Origin of the sequence: Nodosilinea sp. FACHB-131, from assembly GCF_014695395.1 — a bacterium.
Taxonomy (GTDB): Bacteria; Cyanobacteriota; Cyanobacteriia; order Phormidesmidales; family Phormidesmidaceae; genus Nodosilinea.
Map to the genome: position 1 here is coordinate 136,878 of NZ_JACJOF010000010.1, position 20,532 is coordinate 157,409.

Below are 20,532 nucleotides of genomic sequence, written 5' to 3' on the forward strand. Positions count from 1 at the left end.
AGCACTTTGACAGCAGCCAACCTGGAGCCAAACCTAAAAGCATGGAGCTATTCTGGCTCCAAATCATCGCGGTTGTCTGCGTGGGTCGCTTTTAACATGGCGCGAATCCGCTCAATATGAACTTGAGAGTCTTGCACCCGCTGCAAGACTGAAGAAGAATTGCCCTGCTTCTGGCCCATGGTGGCAATCAAGTTCTGGCGCTCTTCGAACATTCGCAGAGCCACCCACAGCGTTTCTTCAATCTTGGCCGTTTGCTGGGCTAGCAGCACTGACGAGGTAAATGCGTGGCCTGTATGGCAGCGGTACCGGAGCAGATCGCCTCCCGACATTTGCCACAGCACCCCACCACAGTCGGGACAGTTGAAGGGCACTTGCCCGCCCAGGGCCTCGACCGAGGGCAAATCGCTTAAAACGCGTTGGGCAATTTCCGCCTCGATCACGATATCTTTGGGAGGCTGCTTGCGAGCGGGTAGTTTTCTCTGCACCAGCTCCGACAGCAGCATTCCCATTTCGGCGATGGGCAAGCAGTAGTCAGCTCCCACATTGGTGATAACCGATTGGGGCATATCTGGATAGGACGCATCCAGCGGATCTTGGACAATACAGACGCCGCCGCATTGTTTGATAGCCATCATACCGCTGGTGCCATCATCCAGGTAGCCGGTCAGAATAATACCAATAACACGATTGCCGTAAGCCACCGCTGCGGAGCGGAACAAGGGGTCAATGGCCGGTCGGTAGCGATTTTCGCGAGCCCCCTTGGTGACCAAAATTTTTCCTTCTGCAACCAAAATATGTTGATCGGCGGGTGCGAGATAGATATGGCCACTTTGGAAGGGTTGTTCGTTGCGGGCATGTTCGCAGGTTAGCCCCCCACTCCTATCTAAGGCTCTGACCAGCACATCGCCAGTGGTCTCTGCACCCATGTGGTTGACTACGAAAATGGAGGCCGGAAAATCCTTCGGAAACTGGGCGGTGAGTTGCATCAAGGCCTGCATTCCTCCGGCAGACGCGCCGACCACAATGATCATCGGATGTTTGTTCTGATTCATTGTTACTTTCGTGGCCTATAGGTTCACGCATCCTCTGCTCTACTAACTTAAATGGCTTAGGCCTAAGTCTAGGCAAAGATCTACCGCAGGTTGCACTTAGCCCTCGAAGCTAGCTCCTAGAGTGGAAGGGCAGTTTATGCCTTGGCCTTAACAACCCGTGGATATTTACATTCTCGATCTGCTGGTGATTGGCTTACTGCTGCTGACAGTCACCCTGGGGTCTGGATGGATCGGTAGATTGCCCCTGTCCTACGCGCTAATTTATTTGATTGTGGGGATTGCTCTAAGTCCTTACGGCTTCAATTTGGTGCAGACGCGACCCGATGCCGCCCTTCTAGAGCGGCTAACCGAGTTTGTGGTGTTGATTTCTCTGTTTAGCTGCGGCCTCAAAATGAATCGGCCGCTGAAGCGCTGGGCGTGGAACTCGACGATTCGGCTGATTGGCTTTTTAATGCCGATTTCGATCTTTGCGATCGCCGCCATTGGCCACTTTTTTCTCAAGCTGGAATGGGGCGTGAGCATTTTGTTGGGAGCAATTTTGGCCCCAACCGACCCGGTGTTGGCCTCTGAGGTGCAGCTCGCCGATCCCCAAGACCAGGACGAACTACGCTTTGGGCTCACGTCTGAAGGCGGCCTCAACGATGCGTTGGCCTTTCCCTTTGTTTACTTTGGGCTGCACTGGTTAGAAGACGACAACTGGCAGAGCTGGTTTGGGCGCTGGGTAGCCGTCGATTTGGTCTGGGCGATCGCCGCTGGCCTACTGGTTGGCATTGGAGTGGCCAAGGGCGTCTGCTGGCTGGAGCAGCATCTCGCTAAAAGAAGTGCTGTCGATGAGGTAATGGAAGATTTTGTTGCCCTTAGCACCATCTTGCTCGCCTATTCAGTGGCTGAACTGGTTCGTGGCTACGGCTTTCTAGCCGTTTTTGTCGCTGGCGTGGTGATGTACAACCAGTGCCTGAGCGATGAGCGATCGCTCTCCCGCCTCAGGTTTATGGAACGGCTCGAGAAGCTAACCGAAATCGGCACGATCTTGCTGCTAGGGTCGCTGCTGCGCATTGAGCCCATGCTGAAGTTTGCGGTTCCAGGCCTGCTCATAGCGGGTTCTTTGCTTTTGGTAATTCGCCCCCTGGGGGCCTGGGTGAGCACCATTGGCTCTCCGGTTCACCCGGCCACGCGCTGGCTGTTTGGCTGGTTTGGCATTCGCGGTGTGGGCTCGCTGTACTATCTAGCCTATTCTCTAAGTCATGGGCTGCAGGACGAAGCCGGCGAGATGATTGCTTGGCTGACGATTATTACGGTCACTATTTCGGTAACGCTGCACGGCATTACATCAACTCCGTTGATGCGGTGGTACGAGCACTACATTGGCGGCCGCAACGACATCGAGAAAGAGCTGCCCCAATAGCTCACCGCTGCTGATGTTACCCCGGGCGCATCGGAGCTGCTGCTTGAGACAATCCTGGCAGTTCTGTCGGTGAAGCAGTGCTTGGGGCAGCGACTAGGGCAGTTTTTGCAGATCTTGCTGAAGCTGATCAGCCTGTTGCTCTACGGCTTCAGCCGCTTCGTTGGCCTTCTCAATATTTTCTGTAGGAAGAGGGGTTCCGCCAGTCTCGGCAGGCTTGTTTTGCTGAAACATCAGCACTCCCACCACCCCAAGCCCCACCAACAGCCCGACTAAAGAGAGTCCACGCATGGTTTTTACTCATTCCTAATAAGCCGTAGTCCTACGCCAGCGCGCTACTCCAACTGCCAGGAGCAGTGACTCTGGGTCTAAGCGCACATGCTATCGGCAGTTCAATGTCCTTAAGGTACCCATAGACAAAAGGATCGGGGCAGCGTTAGCTCCGATCCTGATCCTCACTGTCTGGCAGGTAGCATGGCATGGGCTGCGATCGCACCGCCATGCCTGTAGAATTTTGCCATGACGACCTTTGTAGCTCTCGATTTTGAAACCGCCGATCGCTACCGCGATAGCGCCTGCGCCATTGGCTTGGTGCGGGTCGAGCAAGGGCAGGTGGTAGATAAGGTTCACCACCTCATTCGGCCTCCTCGGCGGCTGTTTGAGTTCAGCCATATCCACGGCATTACCTGGCAGCAGGTGGCGAATGAACCCGATTTTGCCGAGCGGTGGCCTGACATTGCGGCAATATTGACGGGGGCCGACTTTTTTGTGGCCCACAATGCGCCCTTCGATCGCAGCGTGCTCAACGCCTGCTGCAAGGCCTACGGCATTTTGCCCCCAGCGCCCAACTTCATCTGTACGGTGAAGCTAGCTCGGCAGGCCTGGAACATTCGCCCCACTAAGCTGCCCAATGTGTGCGACTACCTAGGCATTCCTCTCAACCACCACAATGCCCTGTCGGATGCGGAGGCCTGCGCAAAAATTGCGATGCTGGTGCCGACCCAGTTTCAGCCAGTCAGCTAGGGGTGACCTGCATCAGCGATCGCAAAAGAGACGGACTGCTGTACTGAAGCATCCGTCCCTTTTACGAATCGGCGCCCGTTAAGACCGCTTACGCTATTTCCCCCCAGGGAATTTTTCTACATGGGCCTGCATTTGCAGCGCAATTTTTCCGGGCTGTACATCCAGGTTTTGCAGCTGGAGCGTCATGCCGCTGAGGGTGAAATTGTGCAGGTCAAGCAGGTCTTTGGCGGCCGCCAGCAGGCTCTGGGTCAGGGGTTCTGAGGTGTTCTCTGGCTCGATTTGAACATCGTTTAGCACCACCTCATGTCCCTGGGGGCCCATAGCTGGGGTGGCGCGAAAGGCCACCTGCTGACGCTCGCCGGTTTCGTCTAGCACCACGCTAGCGGCGATCGCCACCTGGCCATTCCCCGGCAGGGAAAAGTCAATCTGCTCAGCGCTAACCCGCACCGGACGACCGTCTAAGGTGACATCCAAAGACTTCAGTTTTTGCTGAATATAGTCAGAATTGCAGGCCCGCTCAATATCGACCTCGGTCAGCTCGACCGCCGCACTGGCGTTGGTGGGGCGAGTTAGCTCAATGTTGCCCAAGGCTGCCTTGAGGGGGTCAATGGCGATGCCATCGGTTTTCACCGAAAGCTGCTCAGTACGCAGGTCATTTTTAATCACCAGACCACGCCCTTCAATTTCGGCCGACTCTACCTGTCCCTGCATCAGGGCGATCGGGTTGGTGCGAATTTCGGCATCTAGGTCGTCTGCGGCATCGAGTTGGGTGGATAGCCCTACCTCAAATGCTTTGCTCAGGGCCTGCTCCCCCAAATCTGAATTGCCTTTAGCCATCGTGGGTGTCCTTCCATAGGGTTGAAGGCATAGTCTAGACGGCATCCCAGGGGTTTACGCTCTGTCGAGATGTGGGTCTTATGGCCGGCAATAGTCTGCTTAGGGGGGATAAATAATTCGCCTAAATCACCCTTTTAAAGCTGGGAATCAGGTGCACCTAGTAGAGGTCTACCTCAATAGCCATGGGCACGGCGCGGGCAAAGCCTCAACATCGTTCTTGGCGGGCATAGCAGCCTCTCGACTTCTATCAGACTGTATAGGGCACCACTGAGCTATCCCAATTCCTCAACCTAACAAACCGCTAGTGGCTACGAGTCAGACAGACCAGCTAATGGCCTCTAAAAAAATTGGTCTCTAAGTACACCTTTGATAAGTGGTCTAAAAATTCTCCATCGTAGGGTCTCATCTTTCTAATTAAGAAGAAAATGGAGAAGGCAAAGCTGGGCAATGCACGAGCTAGAGGACGAGCCAGCTCCCTAGGAAATGGATAAAACTGCGACCCATAAAAACCTACTAGCTGAGTCAAATCTCCTGCTACTTCTCGATAAAAGAGGAGCGTATCGTGTTTAGAAAAGGGTCTTACATGGGCCGAAAGCATCTTGCTACAAGTGGGGTGTACCCCAAACAGCCCCAGGAGCCGATTGTGGAGGGCTAAAACGTTAGGCACTCCCAGATAGAAGTAGCCTCCCACCTTTAAGACCCTAAAATTTCGCGATTGATCCAGTAGATTTCTTTGGTGTGCTCTAGCACTTGATTGGCAATAACCAAATCCACTGACTCTGAGGCTATGGGCAGCGGTTCAGCTTCAATGTTGACTGAAATTGGCTTAATGCCAGCGGCGGCTAGGGCAGCGGCATGCCAATCGCCATAGTCAACCCCAATGCACTGAGCTTGGGGATGCTGAGCCAAAACCACTTGCAAATCTTGTCCTCCCCCACAGCCAATGTCGAGGCAGGTGTCGATCCCAGGGTGGGCACCACCTGCGCCAAGACGTGTCGGCCATAGGTTTCGCCATGGTCAACGGTGGTGAGGCGGCTGGTGGTGCCCGGTGTGACCTGTCTAAACATGACTACACTCGTTTACGCAATTGGCAGGCAGAGCAGCGTCTAAATTACCCCCTTAGAACTGGGAATCAGGTGCGCCCGGCGGGGGTCCACCTCGGTGGCCATGCGCATGGCGCGGGCAAAGGCCTTGAATGTAGCCTCAATAATGTGGTGCGAGTTAATGCCGTCGAGCTGGCGAATGTGTAGGGTCATTTGGCTGTGGTTGACCACCGCCACAAAAAACTCGCGCACCAGCTGGGTATCATATGTGCCCACCCGCTGGGTGGGAATCTCCAGCCCATAGCTGAGGTGGGGCCGACCCGAGAAATCTAGTGCTACCTGCACCAGCGATTCGTCGAGTGGCGCGACAAAGTGGCCGAAGCGGGTAATGCCCTTGCGATCGCCCAAAGCCTGGTGCAGTGCCATCCCTAAGGTGATGCCCACATCCTCATTGGTGTGGTGGTCATCAATCTCAATGTCGCCTGTAGCCCGTACTTCCAGGTCGATCAGCCCGTGGGACGAAATCTGGTGCAGCATGTGGTCGAGAAACGGGATGCCGGTTTTGGCCTCACACTGCCCGGTGCCATCCAAGTTAAGACTCACCTGCACGTCGGTCTCTCCGGTGGTGCGGCTTACGCTAGCGCTGCGGCTGGGGTAAGCCAGGCCAGGAGCAGGAACAGAAATTGGACGGTCTTGGGTTTGCATGGCGGGTTGCTGACGGGTAATGCCTCATTTTACCGAAGTCTATATCCACCAACCGGCTGCGATCGTCGAGGCAGGGACGCGATTTTCCGCAATACTTATGAGTCTTTGACCAAGATAGTCGTGGCAAGCTCTAACAGTTTCGGGGCCAGGGTTTAAGGTATATGGTTTAAGGTGGTTCGCGAACCCAGGACCTTGAATGCTGAACCACCACCTGTAACCTTGAGCTTAGCGCACTACTCGTTTTCTAGAGCCGCCAAAATTTGCTGGCGGGTAATGTCGCTTGTCACCTTGGCCGCACCCAACCCATCAGGCATAACAAAGCGAACCTGGCCATCCTCCACTTTTTTGTCGCCCTGTAGCAGCGAGAGAATGTCTTCGGCGGCCAGCTGAGCCGGAATTTGGGTGGGTAGCCCGGCTTTCTCAATCAGTTTTAGCTGTCGCGTTTCCTCATCAGCCGTCCAGTAGTTGAGGGCAGTGGCGATTTTGCCGACCGTCACCATGCCGATCGCCACCGCCTCCCCGTGGTTGACGCCGCGATAGTTCATCAGGCTTTCGACCGCGTGGCCAATGGTGTGTCCATAGTTGAGAATGGCCCGTAGCCCTGCCTCTTTTTCGTCTTGGGAAACCACATCGGCCTTGGCCTGGCACGATCGCGTCAGAATAGTGTGCAGCAGCTCGTCTCCCAAGTAGCGGTATTGGTCAAGGCGGGGCGCGGCCTCCAGCATTTCAAACAGGTCTTGATCCCAGATTACGCCGTACTTGATCACCTCCGCCATGCCCGCTCGAAATTCGCGCGCGGGCAGAGTTTGTAGCACCGTAGGGTCGATCAGCACTAGGCGCGGCTGGTGGAATGCCCCAATCAGGTTCTTGCCTCGGGGATGGTTGACGCCGGTCTTACCGCCAATCGAGGCATCCACCATAGCCAGCAGCGAGGTGGGCACCTGCACCACGTTCACCCCCCGCAGCCAAGTGGCAGCGGCGAAGCCAGTCATGTCGCCCACCACACCGCCCCCCAAGGCCACCATGGCCGACTTGCGCTCCAGGTAAAAGTCCAGAGCCGCATCGTAGATTTTTTGCAGCGAGCTGAGGGTTTTGTAGCGTTCCCCAGCGGGCAGCAGACAGGTTTCGACAGCGTAGCCCGACTGGGTGAGGGAGGCTAGGGCGCGATCGCCGTACCGCTTAAAAATCGCCGGATTCGACACCAGCAGCAGCTTCTGCCCCGGCTTCACCAGCGGCGACTCACCCCCCCCCAGCCAGGTGCCCAGATGGTCTATGCCCCCAGCAGCCACCACCACATCGTAGGGCTGAGTTGGCAGAGGGACGGGGATGACGGATTTCATGGGGATGGCCAGGGGGAGGGAAGTGTTTTCAAACTTTAGCGCGTAGGGGAGGGAAGTTTTGATTGCTTAGTTTTGAATTTTGAGTTATCAATTCAAAACTCAAAACTTAAAACTTAAAACTTCGTACCCCTACTCTCCCACCTCCCCACGCTCCCCACGCCGTGGTTCAATATAGAGTCGTAACCGTTGTGGAGAGAGAAATTATGGGTGGTGTAGTTGCCTACGTGCTGTTTTTGTCGGTCATGGTGAGTACGGCTATTGCGCTGTACTTTGGTCTCCGGCTGGTGAAGCTGATTTAGCGCTCAAGGTCAGGTACGCCATGGCCTGAATGCAGCCCAGCAGCAGCCAGCCCAAAATATTGATGCGGCCATCGTAAAAGGCCAGGTCAAAAATGGCGAAGGCTGCGGTGCCGCCAAAGCCAGTGAGGTAGCCCGCCAGCAGGGCCATGGCGTCGGGAGGGAGCGGAACCGCAACCAGGGTAAAGGTGCCGCGCCCCAGCACCCACCCCACTATCCCCGTAAACCCCAAAGCAACCGGAATGCCAGCCTCGGCGGCGAGCATCAGCCACAGGTTGTGGGCGTGGGGCAAGAAGTCGCCGGCCACCGGAAAGTCGGCCGGATCGTAGAGCTGCTTAAAGGTGCCCAGGCCCGTGCCAAACCAGGGGTGCTGCGGAATCATGTCGAGGGCCAAGCGCCAGACGCTAAAGCGTAGCGAAACGGTGGCAAAGGCCTCGGGTAGGGTGCGCCCCCCCACGCCCCAGATCAACGCGCTGGCGGTAAGCAGCGCGATCGCCCCTAGCCCTGCCCAAAAAATATAGCGGTAGGGCCGCAGCAGGCCGCCAAACAGCAGCAGCTGAAGGCCCGCGATCAGCAACCCGTTACGAGAGCCTGAGCAGTAAATGCCCACCAGCACCAGGGCGGTGGCACCGCAAATCCAAATGCTTTTAGCCCTGAGTTCAGGGCGGTTGAGGTAGTAGCCACAGAGCCCTAGCCCCAGCCCAAACACAATCACCATATAGTTGGCCAGGGCGTTGGGGTGGCCAAACATCGCACTGGCGCGCTGGCCGTAGTCGGTTTGCTGGTAGAGCCAGGTCAGCCCGGGGTGGCTACCCCAGCGAATTAGACCGCCGGGCGATCGCAAGTAAAACTCAGCGAGCGCCGTCAGGTTAACGGGTACGGTCGCTACCAGCAGCGCCACGGCCCAGTTGTGCAGCGTCGCCCATGGCTGGCGAAACTGGGGCACAGCAATGGCGACCGCCCCGTAGAGCACGAAGAATGGCACAAAATTAAGCGCCTGCAGGGCCGACTCTCCCGGCGCCTGGGAAAGCGCCACGCTGACCCCAAGCCCTAGGGCCAGCCAGAGCCAACCCTGAGTGTAGAGCAACCGCCCAATCGCCAGCCAGCCTTGGTAAAGGCTCACCAGCAAAAACCAGACTAACCCCGCGATCGCCCCATAGACGATGTAGGGCAGCGCCACCAAACTGGCCAAAACCAACCGCTCTGAGGCCGAGCTACCAGCCCCAAACCCTTTCACCCTAGTAGGCTCCATCGCCAATTACAACCACCCACACTGTTCTGAGCAAAATATAAATATCTAACCAGACCGACCAGTTTCTCACGTAGTAGGCATCCAGATTGACCCGCTCGTCATAGGACACATTGTTGCGGCCCGACACCTGCCACAGTCCCGTCAGGCCCGGCAGCACCTTAGTGTAGAGGCTGTACTTGTCGGCGTAGCGAACGATCTCCTCTTTAACAATAGGTCGAGGGCCCACCAGGCTCATCTCTCCTCGCAGCACATTCCACAGCTGAGGCAGCTCATCTAGACTGGTGCGGCGCAGAAAACGGCCCACGCGGGTGATGCGCGGGTCGTAGCGCAGCTTGTGATCGCGCTCCCACTGCTCCCGCAATAACGGGTTTTCGGTCAGGTAGCGCTCCAACACCAGCCCAGCATTGGGCACCATGGAGCGAAATTTCCAGGCGACAAACGTCGTATTGTTTTGCCCCAAACGGGGTTGGCCATAAAACACCGGCCCCGACGAATCGAGCTTAACTAAAACCGCAATCACCACCAGTATCGGCAGCAGGCAGAGCCCTATCACCAGGGTCAGCACCAAATCTAAAAGGGTTTTGAGCAGACGGGGGCCCGGCAGCAGCAGCTGCTGCCGAATTTCCAGGCCTAAGATACCACCCAGGTCTTTAGAACTGACCCACAGGCTGGCGACCCCAAATAAATCAGGAATCATCAACAGGTGGGGAAAGGTGCGACCATACAGCTCCAGCACCCGCAGCAGCTTTTCTCGCTGCATTCCAGGCATCGCCACAATGGCGTAGTGGATATCGTGACGGAGGGCCAAATGCGGTGCAGCCGACAGTGGTCCGACGATGGGCACCCCACACAAACTGCCCTCATGTTCCCGACTGTCGTCCAGTATGGCCACAGGCTTCAAGCCAAAAGCGGGCTGATTCTTTAGGGTTTGAATCACCAGCTCGCCGGTACGCCCACCTCCCAAAATCAGAACCTGATACCCCCACCAGGGGTAGCGAGCAAAGAAGTGCTTCACTAGCAGACGCCCGGTCAGCACCGTCAGCAACGACAGCAGCCAAGCCAGCAAAAACACCCCGCGCGAGTAGGTCTCGCCCTCGCGGGTTAGAAAGAGCCCTGCCCCCAGCACCAGATAGGTAAAAGTGGTGGATAGGCAGATGCGCCGCAGCTCGTCGACGGGGCTCAGGCCCACTGCCGGGTAAAGCCCAGCTACAGCGTAGGCCAGCAAAAACACGCCCAAAATTGGCCATAGCTGCCCGTAGAGACTGGGCAAATACTGCCCGTCGAAGGCCAGCCGAAAATAGACTCCAGCGCTGCCAGCCAAGGCCAGAGCTAGCAAATCAGACAGACTGAGGAGGGCAACCATCGGCAAGGAGCGGGTTGACATCCTCAAGGACAACATTACTGGATGAACCGTGCGCTCAAGAGGAAACATAAATTTCCCCAACACTCCTGAAACACCGACACTACTCTAATTCATTGCCCTGCCGAAATTTCAGCCATTTATCTGCCAAATAGGTGGTTAATTCCTGGCGAAATCTTGACTCAGAAAAAGTTTCGGCATGGTGGCGAATGGCTTCAGCCTCAAACTCGACTCCGTGTTGGGCAAAATGCTGCACGGCCTGCACCAGGTGATCCACCGTTTGCTGGCTAAACAGTAGCCCAGTTTTCCCCGGCTGGACGGTTTCGACACAGCCGCCCTGACCGTAGGCAATCACCGGTGCCCCCGCCGCTTGGGCTTCGACGACGGTGATGCCAAAGTCTTCTTCCGCCGGAAAAATAAACCCTCGACAACGCGCCATATGATCTGACACTACCGCGTCCGCAGGGTTCCGCAAAAAGGTGATATTCGGTTTGGCCGATCGCTGTAGCTCGGCTAGAGCTGGCCCATCGCCAATCACCACCAGGGGCAGCCCGAGGCGGTTAAACGCCTCGACGGTGAGATCGACCCGCTTGTAGGGCACGCAGCGCGACACCGTGAGATAGAAGTCGTCGCGGGGCTGCTGCCAGCAAAAACGATCGACGGCTACTGGGGGATAGATCACGGTGGCAGGGCGGCGGTAGGTTTTCCAGATGCGGCGGGCCACGTAGCGAGAGTTGGCCACAAAGCAGTCGACCCGGTGGGCGGCGGCTAGATCCCAGAGGCGCAGGTAGTGCAAAATCAGCCGGGTGAAGGCGCTTTTGGCACCCCGGGTGAGCCCCGCCTGCTGGAGGTACTGGTGCTGCAAATCCCAGGCGTAGCGAATGGGGGTATGTACGTAGCTAACGTGGAGCTGGTGGGGGCGAGTGAGTACCCCTTTGGCTACGGCGTGGTTGCTGGAGAGCACCAGGTCGTAGGCCGAGAGGTCAAACTGCTCCACCGCCAGGGGCATCAGCGGTAAGTACTGACGAAAGTGCTGACGTGCCCAGGGCAGGTTTTGGATAAACGAGGTCTGCACCTGAGTTCCCGGAGGAATGAGCGAGGCGGCCTCAGGTTCTAAAAACTGCACCAGGCTAAAGACATCTGCTTCAGGACATACCGCCAGCATTTGCTCGACGACTTTTTCTGACCCTGCCCGGCTGACGAGCCACTCGTGCACGACCGCTACGGCGGCAGGTAACGCTTCAGAAGTCATTCAACGCAAGGGTAAAGGAAGCAGTTGGAAGGTTGCCTGGGAGCGATCGCAGCGATCGATCAGCCGTAGCCAATACACTAGATGCACTAATAGTCCCATGGTTCCATGGCTGGGTTAGGTGGCGGCTCCGCGCTGCAATCTTAGCAGCGCACCTCTCTCTAAGATGAGTTATCTAGCTAAATCGCGGTAGGGAGTGATGGGGTAGAAAGTGATGGAGTGATAGGTCTATACCAGTTGGTCCCCAACTCCCACGCCCTACTCACAGGTCGCGCTCCCTTCAATCCCTGTGTAGTTCACACTCACCTGGGAACCGCTCCGGGGGTTGCCCCCAGAGAGATCGATCAACGCCACTGGATAACTGCCGCCAGCAGGCGGACTGGCGCTGCCCTGATACAGGGGCTGTCCGTCATTGCTGCTGCCCTGGCGGCTGAGGGTGGCATCGAAGGTGTTTTTGGTTTCTAGATTGACGAAGCGCACCAGGTTAAAGCCGTTCGCGTCGTAAAAGGCAGTGACGGCCATACCTTCCATCACGCCCTCGCAGGTGTTGCTCGCGTTAGCCTGCTGGGACAAGGGAGTGGCCCGCCCAGCGGTATTGATAAAATCGCCGCGAATCCAGCCCTCGGCTCCAGACTTGTCAAATTTGACGAAGTACCAAGTGCCGTCGCTGCCCTCAGTCGATCGCAGCAGCTCCACTGGGTCGCCCACCAGGCCGTAGCCCTTGGCTGTGGAGTCAGCGGAAGGCTGCGATCGCAGATTGATCTGCGCCTCGGGCTGATCCGCAATCAGCTGCGCTGCCTGGGGTGGGTTTACCGCTGTCCCGATTCCCCCCACCCCAGGTTCTGGTGGGTTGGGCGTAGGGCGAGGAGCCGGAGCAGTTCCAGGGGTCGAAGCGGTAGGATCGCTCGCCGCCGACTGATCCTCATCGACGGGGAGCACCTCGACCGCCGCATCGTTGTCGCGCCACCAGCAGCCAGCCATCGTCAAACTCAGCACGCCGCAGAGTCCCCAGGTCATCCACCGCTTGCTCCGTGCCATAACCACTCCCTCCAGGAAATCCAGAGATATAGCATAGCGTCTGGCCCCAGGACGGTTGACGTTTAGCTGTGAGAGTTCCAATTCTGCAACAGTCCCCACTCCCTAACCCCACTTCCTTCACCTCCCAAATGCGACCACCGCCCCATCTGCCACCACGTAGGCCACCTCCCCCGCCGCCAGAGCAATGTTATAGCCGCCGGTAAACTCGCCAAAGGAGGGCAGCATCAACCGGTTTTGCTGGGGCTGCCAGTGGAAGCAGGGCAGGCGCAGGCGATCGCACCCCATGCTTAGGCGAAAACAGGGGTGAATGTGCCCGCAAATATTCAGCCGGTTGGAGTCTAGGTCGGGCTCGTGGCTCAAGAGCACCCCCTCGACCTCCACCGCCTCCATAAAACATGCCACTGAGAGCTGGGTTAGGGTCTCTTCCAGGGGGCGATCGTGGTTGCCGAGAATGAGATAGGCGCTCACCTGGGTGCGGTGCAAAAACTTCAGCCAGGCGTCAATTACCTCATCGTCCATACCCACGTGCCCGTGGAAGAGGTCGCCCAAAATCCATAGTGAGTCAGGCTTGTACTGAGCGCACAGCGCCTCAAGCCGCCCCAAGGTAGCATGGTTCACCTGGCTAGACACCGGCAGCCCATAGTGCTGAAACGTCTCTGCCTTGCCCAGGTGCACATCCGACACTAGCAGCAGCTTTAGCGACTCCACAAAGACCGCTCGCTCGGGCAGCAGCAACAGCTGAATCTGGCCTACGGTTAGTGTTTCTGTAGCGATAAGGGGCAGCGACATCAACAACCCAATCCCAACACTATGGGTGTCACTGTAAAGGATTTGGCCTATTTGCGCCGCAATCCGTTAACTCCGCCGGTTCCTATCTAGCCAGCAGGGTCATGATCTTCGCCACCATAGCCAGGCTCTCTTCGTAGAGCACATCTTCGCCCCAGCGCTGGAGCTGCTGGCCCAGCATAAAGTCGGCCTTTTGATCAGAGAGAGCTGTGACCTGCTCCACCTGACAGGCTTGGGCACCGCCCCCGGCTTCCATGCGCATGCAGCCAGTGGTCTCAGAACACAGAATGGTGCAGCAGTTGGCGTTTTTGTCGGTGGAGGCCAGCCGCAGCCCGGTCAAGTCGCCCACCACTTCCCCCGAGTCTGCCACCGGAATGCCCGCCAGCTCCGCCTCAATGTCTAGACCATTAGTGCCTTTGAAATAGATCTTTTTGATGTTGTAGATGCCGCCTTCTTCGATGTAGTCGATCGGCTGCCAACCTAGGCGGCTGGCAAACCAGCCTAGGTACAGCAGCGCCTGAGCCGCGTTGCCCTGCTCATAGTCAATGCTGATGCGGTCTACATCCACCAGCGACTCGCGCCGCTCTGGGGGGTCAAAGGCGGCGGCGGTCAGCTCCTGCCAGGGGGCCAAGCGGTGCCAGTTGAGGTCAGCAATATAGGTATCCGCTTCGATCAGCTCCTGCATTTTTTGCAGCTCAGCCTCAGCATCGCTGAAATAGCTCGAGTCAACAATGATGCAGTTGCTCGACTTCGCCAGGTTTTGAAAGATCAACTGTTCGGGACTGGGGGTAGCCTTCCACCACACAAACTTAGGCAACTCCGGCAAAATCAATGAGGCGATCAAGTCGCTGACTCGACCCAGGGCGGCTTTAGTGCCCCGCAGGTTGATGTACTCACAGCACACCAGATTGCCTGTTCCTTTTTTCTGCACCGGGCAGTACACCGAAACCTGGGCCGTGACCCCTGTGTCTTCCCCAAAGGTGGGGCAAAGGCTGATGATGCGACAGGGGTTGTGGGCCGAAATCGACTCGCTGAGGCTAAATCCCCGCTGGTCGAGGTTGGAATACTGTTTTTGGGCCTCAGAAAGCTGGGCATACTCCTGGCGCAATCGAGCCAGAGTGGGGGGGTCAACCCGGCCCGTCACCCGCAGATCGTAGGCTATCTGAGCCTGACGGATGGCCTCGCGGGTCTGACTGCCATGGCTGCTGTCGATGAAGCCGGTGTAGTAGCCCAGGGCTGCCAAGATCTGCTGTACTTCCTCGGGTTCGTAGATCACCATGGTGAAGGTGGTGGCCCGAGTTGCCATGGGAGCGGTTGCCCCTGAGTCTTGCTGATACCAAATATTGTGGAGCTCTGACTCGATCTCATCTAGAGAAATATCTTTGGGCTTTTGGAGGGCGACGATGGGAGTCGTAGTCATAGGAATGTTGGGGGTAAAGGGGGGGTTCTAGTTTTGAGTGCTTAGTTTTTGGTTTTGAATTTGGGAATTGAGCCTTAACTCAAAACTGAAAATTCAAAACTTTTCTTCCTAGAGGCGTCGCCAGCGGCGGCCATCTTTGTTCAGCAAAAACTCTGCCTCCATCGGCCCCCAGGTGCCCGCCTCGTACATAGGAATCGCTTTTGGATCAGCGGGGGCATCCCAGGCTTCGAGCAGGGGGGTCAGCAGCCGCCACGAGGCTTCGACCTCGTCACCCCGGGTAAACAGGGTTTGGTCAGCCAGCATGCAGTCGACGATCAGGCGAGCGTAAGCGTCGGTGTTGGCTTGGCCAAAGGCAGCATCATAGCGAAAGTCCATATCCACCGATCGCGTCCTGAGCGAGTTCCCCGGTGTTTTCACCTCAAACCGCATGGAGATACCCTCGTCGGGCTGAATCCGCAGGGCCAGCACGTTGTGGTTCATCTGCTGGGCAGCCGACTGAAACATCAAGTGGGGCACATCTTTGAAGTGGATGGAAATTTCGCTCACTTTCTTGGGCATGCGCTTGCCGGTACGCATGTAGAAGGGCACCCCCTTCCAGCGCCAGTTGTCGATCTCGAGCTTAATGGCGCTAAAGGTCTGCACCGTCGAGTTGGAGCTAGCTCCCTCCTCCTCACGGTAGCTCGGTACCGATTGACCTTTCATCCAGCCACCGGAGTACTGCCCACGCACCGCCGACTGGCTAATGTCGTCGATATTGGCTAAGCGGGTGGCTTGCAGCACCTTGGTCTTCTCGTTGCGGATGCTGTCGGCGTCGAGGGAGTTGGGGGGTTCCATAGCGGTGAGGCAAAACAGCTGCATCAAGTGGTTTTGCACCATGTCGCGCAGCGCTCCGGCAGTCTCGTAGTAGCCTGCCCGCCCCTCTAGGCCCACCGTTTCAGCCACGGTAATTTGCACGTGGTCCACAAACTGCCGGTTCCACAGGGGCTCAAAGATGGCGTTGGCAAAGCGAAACACCATCAGGTTTTGAACGGTCTCTTTACCCAGGTAGTGGTCGATGCGGTAGATCTGGCGTTCGTCGCAGACATCTTGCACCACCCGGTTGAGCACCCGTGCTGAAGACAAATCTTTGCCAAAGGGTTTCTCAATGATCAGCCGCTGTTTGTCGGGGTTTTCGAGCATGCCTGCGGCCCCGAGCTGCTGGGTGGCCTCGCCAAAAAAGCGTGGTGCTACCGAGAGATAAAATACCCGGTTGCCCTTGGTGCCTCTGGTCGCGTCAATCTCGGCCAGCAGGGTTTTAAGCGCCTGATAGGAAGCTGGGTTGTCGATATCGCCGGGGCAGTAAAATAGCCCTCGCGCGAAGTCATTCCAAATGGCTTCATGGCCCAGGCCGTTGCCAAATTCTTCTACCCCTTCGCGTAGGTGCTCGCGAAAGAACTCATGGCTCCACTCTCGGCGGGCGACGCCTACAATCGTCAGCTCGGGGGGCAGCCGTCGCTCGCGCCGCATCTGGTAAATAGCGGGCACAATTTTGCGCTGGGTGAGGTCGCCAGAGGCCCCAAAGATGACTAAAATCTGCGGCTCAGGAATCCGGTCTTGTTGGAGACCAACGCGCAGGGGATTTTCAAGTAAGGACACCATAAGCGTGGGGAGTAAACGTTAGTAACGACGCACTGACAAGGCTGGTAGTGACTGAACTGGCGATCGCGGCAGCCACCTACAAATAATAGAAATAGAAATCTATATTGACAGCAGATTTTGCAAATCCAGTGAGACTATAGACGGTCTTAATTAACCCCTAGAGACAGGTATTAAATAAAACTAATTTGCGGTTCAGGCCGTAGCCCAGGCTACCGGTTTAGCTTTACCTAATCAGTTTAAATTGGGTTTAACGGGAAGGGGCAATTCTCATCCAGAGCGGCTCTCCTTCGGAACGCTTCACGAACGCCAACGCCCCAAGTGGGTCGCTAACCCACCCCTTCCCCAACTCTAGTTGGCAAGCAGAGTGCTCTGGCGACGGCTGTGGTCTTGAATGAAGGACTCCACTAGGGCCACATCGTCGCGGCTGCCCACCACAAAAGGCGTGCGCTGGTGAATCTGGCCGGGCACCACCCCCATGATGTCTGCGGTGCCGGTGCTAGCCCGACCACCGGCCTGCTCAATTAAAAAGGCCAGGGGTGCCGTCTCGTAGAGCAGCCGCAGTTTACCCTCGGGCTTTTTGGTGGTGCCGGGGTAGAGAAACACGCCCCCTTGGGTCAAAATGCGGTGGAAGTCGGCCACCAGAGCCCCAGTGTAGCGGGCCGAGTAGCCGTCGTGGCGGTGCACATAGCGGGTAAAATCGCGAATGGCCTCTTCCCACTGCCAAAAGTTGCCCTCGTTGACGCTGTAGGTAGGGCCATGGGCCGGCACTTGAATGTTTTCAGTGGCCAGAATAAACTCGCCCAGGCTGGGGTCGAGCACAAAGGCATGCACCCCGCGGCCAATGGAGTACACCAGCACGGTGCTGGGGCCGTAGAGAATGTAACCTGCCGCCAGCTGCTGATGACCGTCTTGCAGCAGATCAGCGCCGCTCTGGTCAAGGTCGTCGCCCTGCTGACGGCGAATGGAAAAAATCGAGCCGACGTTGAGGTTGATATCAACGTTGGATGACCCGTCGATAGGGTCGTAGAGCAGGGTATAGCGACCAATCGGGCAGTTTTCAGGAATGTAGTAGGGCTGATCCATCTCTTCAGAAGCCAAGCGGCAGACCAGACCGCTCTGCTTAAAGACCGAGATAAACACGTCGTTGGCGTAGATATCCATCTTCTTGACGGCTTCACCCTGAACGTTGGTGTCGCCGGTAAAGCCCAGGGCTGACTCCATCAGCCCAGCGCGGCTCAGGTGGCGGGCGATGATCTTGCCAGCTAAGGCAATGCGGTTCATCAGGGCGCTGAGGTCTTGGGCCTCGGGGCCAAAGCTGTGGAGCTGCTCAAGTACGTGGCGGGAGAGGGTGGTGCAGTCGCGATCGAGGGCAAAGGCAGAGTCGGCGGGTTGGTAGTCGGCCATCGTAGGATTCCTTTCTGTGGGATAGGGCTGTGGCGTCTAGCGAGGGCGACAATCCCCTAGTGTTGTGTCTACAGGCTGTCTCCATGGTAAGAAGGCAGACTGCGATCGATGGCCAACCTTTAGAGACACTTTAGAAATGAGGCAACGCTGAGCACCAGAACTGGCCTCAGACCCAGGACTATTTCAAGATTAGTAACAGCGCGATCGCGCACCGAGCTAGCCGGAGCGGCGAAATGTTTCTCGTCCCTAGGGGCAGAGTACTTAGAAATTTTCTCTCTCAGCGGGCAATTCAGCCCGGCTTAACCAGCCTAGCACCAGGGGATTGACCAGCTCGGGGGCTTCGTCTTGGGGGCAGTGGCCCACGCCCGGGAGTTCTTCCATGGCCTGAACTGCCGGATAGTTCGCTAGGCTCCGACCCATGGCCACCGGCTCCCAGGGATCGTCTTGGCCCCAGATAATCCAAACGGGGCACTGCACCTGGGGCAGCAAATCTTCGGGCAACGGACCTTGGGAATAGCGCACAAAGGCCAGAAACACATCGGCAGCCCCATTGGTCAGGGCAGGGCCAAGAATGGCCTCAACCAGCTCGTCGGTGATGGCCTCAGGGCGGTGGTAGGCCTGACCCAGCAAATTGCGAATGACGTTGCGCTGGGCAATGCGGGAGAAAAAGAAGCGACCGACCTGGGAATAGCCCAGCAGCTGCTGCACCACGGGAGTGCTGAGGCGCTGGTGCCAGGGAATCTCGGCTCGCCGCCGCTCGTGCAGCAGGCGGATAGAGCAGTTGAGCATCACCACGCCCTTGACCCATTCAGACCCATCGACAGCGGCCTGGAGCGCCACGATGCAGCCGATGGAGTTGGCCACCAGATAGGCGGGTTGACCAATCACCTCTCGGCAAAAGTCTACAATTTGCTGGCCCCAGGTCTCGAAGGTGTAGGCCAGGGGTTGATTGGGAGTGGGTTTGTCAGAAAAGCCAAAACCAATCAGATCGATCGCATAGGCCTGAAAGCTTTCGCCGTAGGCAGGCAGATTTTTGCGCCAGTGATCGCTCGATGCCCCAAACCCGTGAATGCACAGCACCGGGGCACCCGTTTCGCCCATGTGCTGGTAGCGAATGGAAAACCCCTGCCATTGCCAAATTTTAACGTCGGGAATTGCCAGGGCAGTCGTCACAGCGGTAGCTCTCGAAGAAGTCAGTCTGCTTAATACTCCTTCACAATAGCGAAAAGGGTGGGGTTCAGCCAGAGCTAGGAGCGGGCCGACTCGTGGATAACGGCGATCGCCCACAGACAGCCCAACAGCACGAGCGATCGCGCCAACACCTGTTCTAGAAAGAACACGATGGCCGCAGCTACTAGAGATAAGTCGAGCACCAGAGCGATGACGTAAGCGATAGTGCAGCCCGCTAGCCCAAACAGGAAGTACTTGATCAGGCTGAAGGTGAGGCTGAGCACGTGATGGGGGCGACGGGGGCGTTGCATGGTAAGGTCCTCTAGGCTAAAGGCATGACAGTCGGTAGCACAGTTACTAACCAATGGTTGTGATCATTAGGTGTGGTTTGGGGCCAGAATGTGACGGGATAGAGAAGTGGATGGGGAAAAGAGGCCACAAAGAACTGGCGAAGGCGACGTGACCCTAGGCGCAGCGGGTGTTCAAGATAGCTGGGCCAATGCTTAAAATTGGTATGGGTTGGCTCGACCCTAGTGGCAGTTAGCCAAGTGGATAACTTTCTATGCCTCCATTGACCGACGATACGCTCTGGGCCATTCTCAACGACGAGCTGGATGACAACACCGTGAACCGTCTGGTGTGGCGCGGCTTGGGCTATCAGGAAACTGCCGCTGGCTGGGATCGCTCGGCGGTGGAGCCAGCTTGGGCAGAGAAATACCCAGATCCGCCAAACTTTATTGAGAGTCGCCCAGCGACGGTGCAGCTGACCCGGTCGATTCCATCGGAGTATAAGCAGCTGCTAAAGGAAGACTTGGGGTTTAAGGGCTACACGGTAGATCAGCTAGTGCCTCGACTGACCCGGCGGGCAACAATGGTGAGCTGGCTGCTGAGCCACCGCAAGCAGCAGGCTACAGGTGGCTTTCCCTCTGAAGACAATGCTTGAACAGCCTAGCCGTCGACGGTTCAGCTACATCGCCCAAAATTAGAAAAGGATGCGGGTAAACCGCATCCTCGCTCTCAACCCACGGCGCTCTCTCCGTGGATCTTGGTTCTGCTAGGGGCGTTGGCGAAGAGCAACCTGTGGCGTGGGGGTTGCCGTTGGGCCAAGGGCTAGCAGAATAGCTCAATAGGTTAGAACTCGTCTGGTTTAGGCTCTTCAACCTTGGGGGAAGAATCTAGAAAGATGTCGGTGGCTTTGAGCTGGAGCCCGGCCCGCGCCTGAGAATCAGTCTTGCTGACGTAGGGGGAGGCATCGATCGCACCGCTAGCGATAATCAGCGAGCCTTTTTTGACGTGGGTGAGCTTGCGCCAGGCGGGGGAGCCTTCCCACACGCTGACGTCGACGGTAAAGCTGTCGTTGTCTTTGCGGCTAGGGATGCGATCAACATAGATAGTCATTTCGGCTACCTGGGCGCTGCCGCCGGTTTTGCGCTCAACGTGACGCACCTGCGGGTCGGCGGCGACATTGCCGGATAGGGTGCACAGATTTAATCCGCGACTGGACATAGCTGGAGCCT

Annotated in this window: 22 protein-coding genes; 4 read left to right on the top strand and 18 right to left on the bottom strand. The window is 57.1% G+C overall.

Annotation, left to right across the window (positions count from 1 at the left end):
• Positions 1–47 precede the first annotated feature (47 nt).
• Entirely contained in the window at positions 48–1,052 is a 1,005-nt protein-coding gene (locus H6F75_RS05895; RefSeq protein ID WP_190750175.1) for a chemotaxis protein CheB, read from the bottom strand.
• 157 nt (positions 1,053–1,209) lie between these two features.
• Here H6F75_RS05895 and H6F75_RS05900 point away from each other — a divergent pair, with 157 nt between their 5' ends.
• Positions 1,210–2,457 (top strand): cation:proton antiporter, encoded by a 1,248-nt coding sequence (locus H6F75_RS05900; protein WP_190750177.1) that lies wholly within the window; start codon positions 1,210–1,212, stop codon positions 2,455–2,457.
• Between the two features lie 93 nt (positions 2,458–2,550).
• Here the strand turns inward: H6F75_RS05900 and H6F75_RS05905 are convergent, their stop codons facing one another.
• A complete protein-coding gene (locus H6F75_RS05905) occupies positions 2,551–2,745 on the bottom strand; it encodes a hypothetical protein (RefSeq protein WP_190750179.1) in 195 nt (64 codons plus the stop codon).
• A 228-nt stretch (positions 2,746–2,973) separates the two neighbouring features.
• Here H6F75_RS05905 and H6F75_RS05910 point away from each other — a divergent pair, with 228 nt between their 5' ends.
• The gene (locus H6F75_RS05910) at positions 2,974–3,477 is read left to right on the top strand and encodes a 3'-5' exonuclease (protein ID WP_190750181.1); all 504 of its coding nucleotides are present in this window, start codon (positions 2,974–2,976) and stop codon (positions 3,475–3,477) included.
• Positions 3,478–3,570: 93 nt separating this feature from the next.
• Here the strand turns inward: H6F75_RS05910 and H6F75_RS05915 are convergent, their stop codons facing one another.
• The 5 genes from H6F75_RS05915 to aroB form a co-directional block, all read right to left on the bottom strand.
• Positions 3,571–4,314, bottom strand: coding sequence for a DUF2993 domain-containing protein (locus tag H6F75_RS05915; protein WP_190750183.1), 744 nt, complete (start codon positions 4,312–4,314; stop codon positions 3,571–3,573).
• Positions 4,315–5,007: 693 nt separating this feature from the next.
• Complete coding sequence (locus H6F75_RS27690; protein WP_347710617.1) at positions 5,008–5,229, bottom strand: methyltransferase domain-containing protein; 222 nt, start codon at positions 5,227–5,229, stop codon at positions 5,008–5,010.
• The gene (locus H6F75_RS27695; protein WP_199303772.1) at positions 5,157–5,381 is read right to left on the bottom strand and encodes a hypothetical protein; all 225 of its coding nucleotides are present in this window, start codon (positions 5,379–5,381) and stop codon (positions 5,157–5,159) included. The genes H6F75_RS27690 and H6F75_RS27695 overlap by 73 nt, the downstream gene beginning before the upstream one ends.
• 39 nt (positions 5,382–5,420) lie before the next feature.
• Positions 5,421–6,062 (bottom strand): imidazoleglycerol-phosphate dehydratase HisB, encoded by a 642-nt coding sequence (gene hisB, locus H6F75_RS05925; RefSeq protein WP_190750185.1) that lies wholly within the window; start codon positions 6,060–6,062, stop codon positions 5,421–5,423.
• A 233-nt stretch (positions 6,063–6,295) separates the two neighbouring features.
• Positions 6,296–7,402, bottom strand: a complete 1,107-nt coding sequence (aroB, locus tag H6F75_RS05930) for a 3-dehydroquinate synthase (protein ID WP_190750188.1) — start codon at positions 7,400–7,402, stop codon at positions 6,296–6,298.
• 161 nt (positions 7,403–7,563) lie between these two features.
• Here aroB and H6F75_RS28730 point away from each other — a divergent pair, with 161 nt between their 5' ends.
• Positions 7,564–7,701 carry a cytochrome b6-f complex subunit PetL gene (locus H6F75_RS28730; RefSeq protein ID WP_347710612.1) on the top strand — a complete coding sequence of 46 codons (138 nt, stop codon included), beginning with the start codon at positions 7,564–7,566 and terminating at the stop codon, positions 7,699–7,701.
• On the opposite strand, the gene H6F75_RS05940 is transcribed toward H6F75_RS28730, so the two are convergent.
• The 10 genes from H6F75_RS05940 to H6F75_RS05985 form a co-directional block, all read right to left on the bottom strand.
• On the bottom strand, positions 7,658–8,950 hold the full coding sequence (locus H6F75_RS05940) for an O-antigen ligase family protein (RefSeq protein WP_190750190.1): 1,293 nt from the start codon (positions 8,948–8,950) through the stop codon (positions 7,658–7,660). The two genes, H6F75_RS28730 and H6F75_RS05940, sit on opposite strands and share 44 nt — an antisense overlap.
• Complete coding sequence (wbaP, locus tag H6F75_RS05945) at positions 8,937–10,382, bottom strand: undecaprenyl-phosphate galactose phosphotransferase WbaP (RefSeq protein WP_190750191.1); 1,446 nt, start codon at positions 10,380–10,382, stop codon at positions 8,937–8,939. The genes H6F75_RS05940 and wbaP overlap by 14 nt, the downstream gene beginning before the upstream one ends.
• 31 nt (positions 10,383–10,413) lie before the next feature.
• A complete protein-coding gene (locus H6F75_RS05950; RefSeq protein ID WP_190750193.1) occupies positions 10,414–11,562 on the bottom strand; it encodes a glycosyltransferase family 4 protein in 1,149 nt (382 codons plus the stop codon).
• 255 nt (positions 11,563–11,817) lie between these two features.
• Positions 11,818–12,597 (bottom strand): SH3 domain-containing protein, encoded by a 780-nt coding sequence (locus H6F75_RS05955; RefSeq protein ID WP_242019730.1) that lies wholly within the window; start codon positions 12,595–12,597, stop codon positions 11,818–11,820.
• 117 nt (positions 12,598–12,714) lie between these two features.
• The gene (gene pdeM / locus H6F75_RS05960) at positions 12,715–13,386 is read right to left on the bottom strand and encodes a ligase-associated DNA damage response endonuclease PdeM (RefSeq protein ID WP_190750195.1); all 672 of its coding nucleotides are present in this window, start codon (positions 13,384–13,386) and stop codon (positions 12,715–12,717) included.
• Positions 13,387–13,468: 82 nt separating this feature from the next.
• A complete protein-coding gene (gene opcA, locus H6F75_RS05965; protein WP_190750197.1) occupies positions 13,469–14,803 on the bottom strand; it encodes a glucose-6-phosphate dehydrogenase assembly protein OpcA in 1,335 nt (444 codons plus the stop codon).
• A gap of 108 nt (positions 14,804–14,911) precedes the next feature.
• Positions 14,912–16,441, bottom strand: coding sequence for a glucose-6-phosphate dehydrogenase (zwf, locus tag H6F75_RS05970; protein WP_190750199.1), 1,530 nt, complete (start codon positions 16,439–16,441; stop codon positions 14,912–14,914).
• Between the two features lie 348 nt (positions 16,442–16,789).
• Positions 16,790–17,845: a class 1 fructose-bisphosphatase gene (fbp, locus tag H6F75_RS05975; protein WP_190750201.1), complete on the bottom strand. Its 1,056-nt coding sequence runs from the start codon at positions 17,843–17,845 to the stop codon at positions 16,790–16,792.
• 261 nt (positions 17,846–18,106) lie between these two features.
• Positions 18,107–19,018 carry an alpha/beta fold hydrolase gene (locus tag H6F75_RS05980; RefSeq protein ID WP_190750203.1) on the bottom strand — a complete coding sequence of 304 codons (912 nt, stop codon included), beginning with the start codon at positions 19,016–19,018 and terminating at the stop codon, positions 18,107–18,109.
• Between the two features lie 74 nt (positions 19,019–19,092).
• The gene (locus H6F75_RS05985; protein ID WP_190631859.1) at positions 19,093–19,326 is read right to left on the bottom strand and encodes a hypothetical protein; all 234 of its coding nucleotides are present in this window, start codon (positions 19,324–19,326) and stop codon (positions 19,093–19,095) included.
• A 251-nt stretch (positions 19,327–19,577) separates the two neighbouring features.
• Between H6F75_RS05985 and H6F75_RS05990 the strand changes: the two genes are divergently transcribed.
• A complete protein-coding gene (locus H6F75_RS05990; RefSeq protein ID WP_190750205.1) occupies positions 19,578–19,958 on the top strand; it encodes a DUF1823 family protein in 381 nt (126 codons plus the stop codon).
• A 188-nt stretch (positions 19,959–20,146) separates the two neighbouring features.
• On the opposite strand, the gene H6F75_RS05995 is transcribed toward H6F75_RS05990, so the two are convergent.
• Positions 20,147–20,521: a single-stranded DNA-binding protein gene (locus H6F75_RS05995; protein WP_190750207.1), complete on the bottom strand. Its 375-nt coding sequence runs from the start codon at positions 20,519–20,521 to the stop codon at positions 20,147–20,149.
• Positions 20,522–20,532 lie beyond the last annotated feature (11 nt).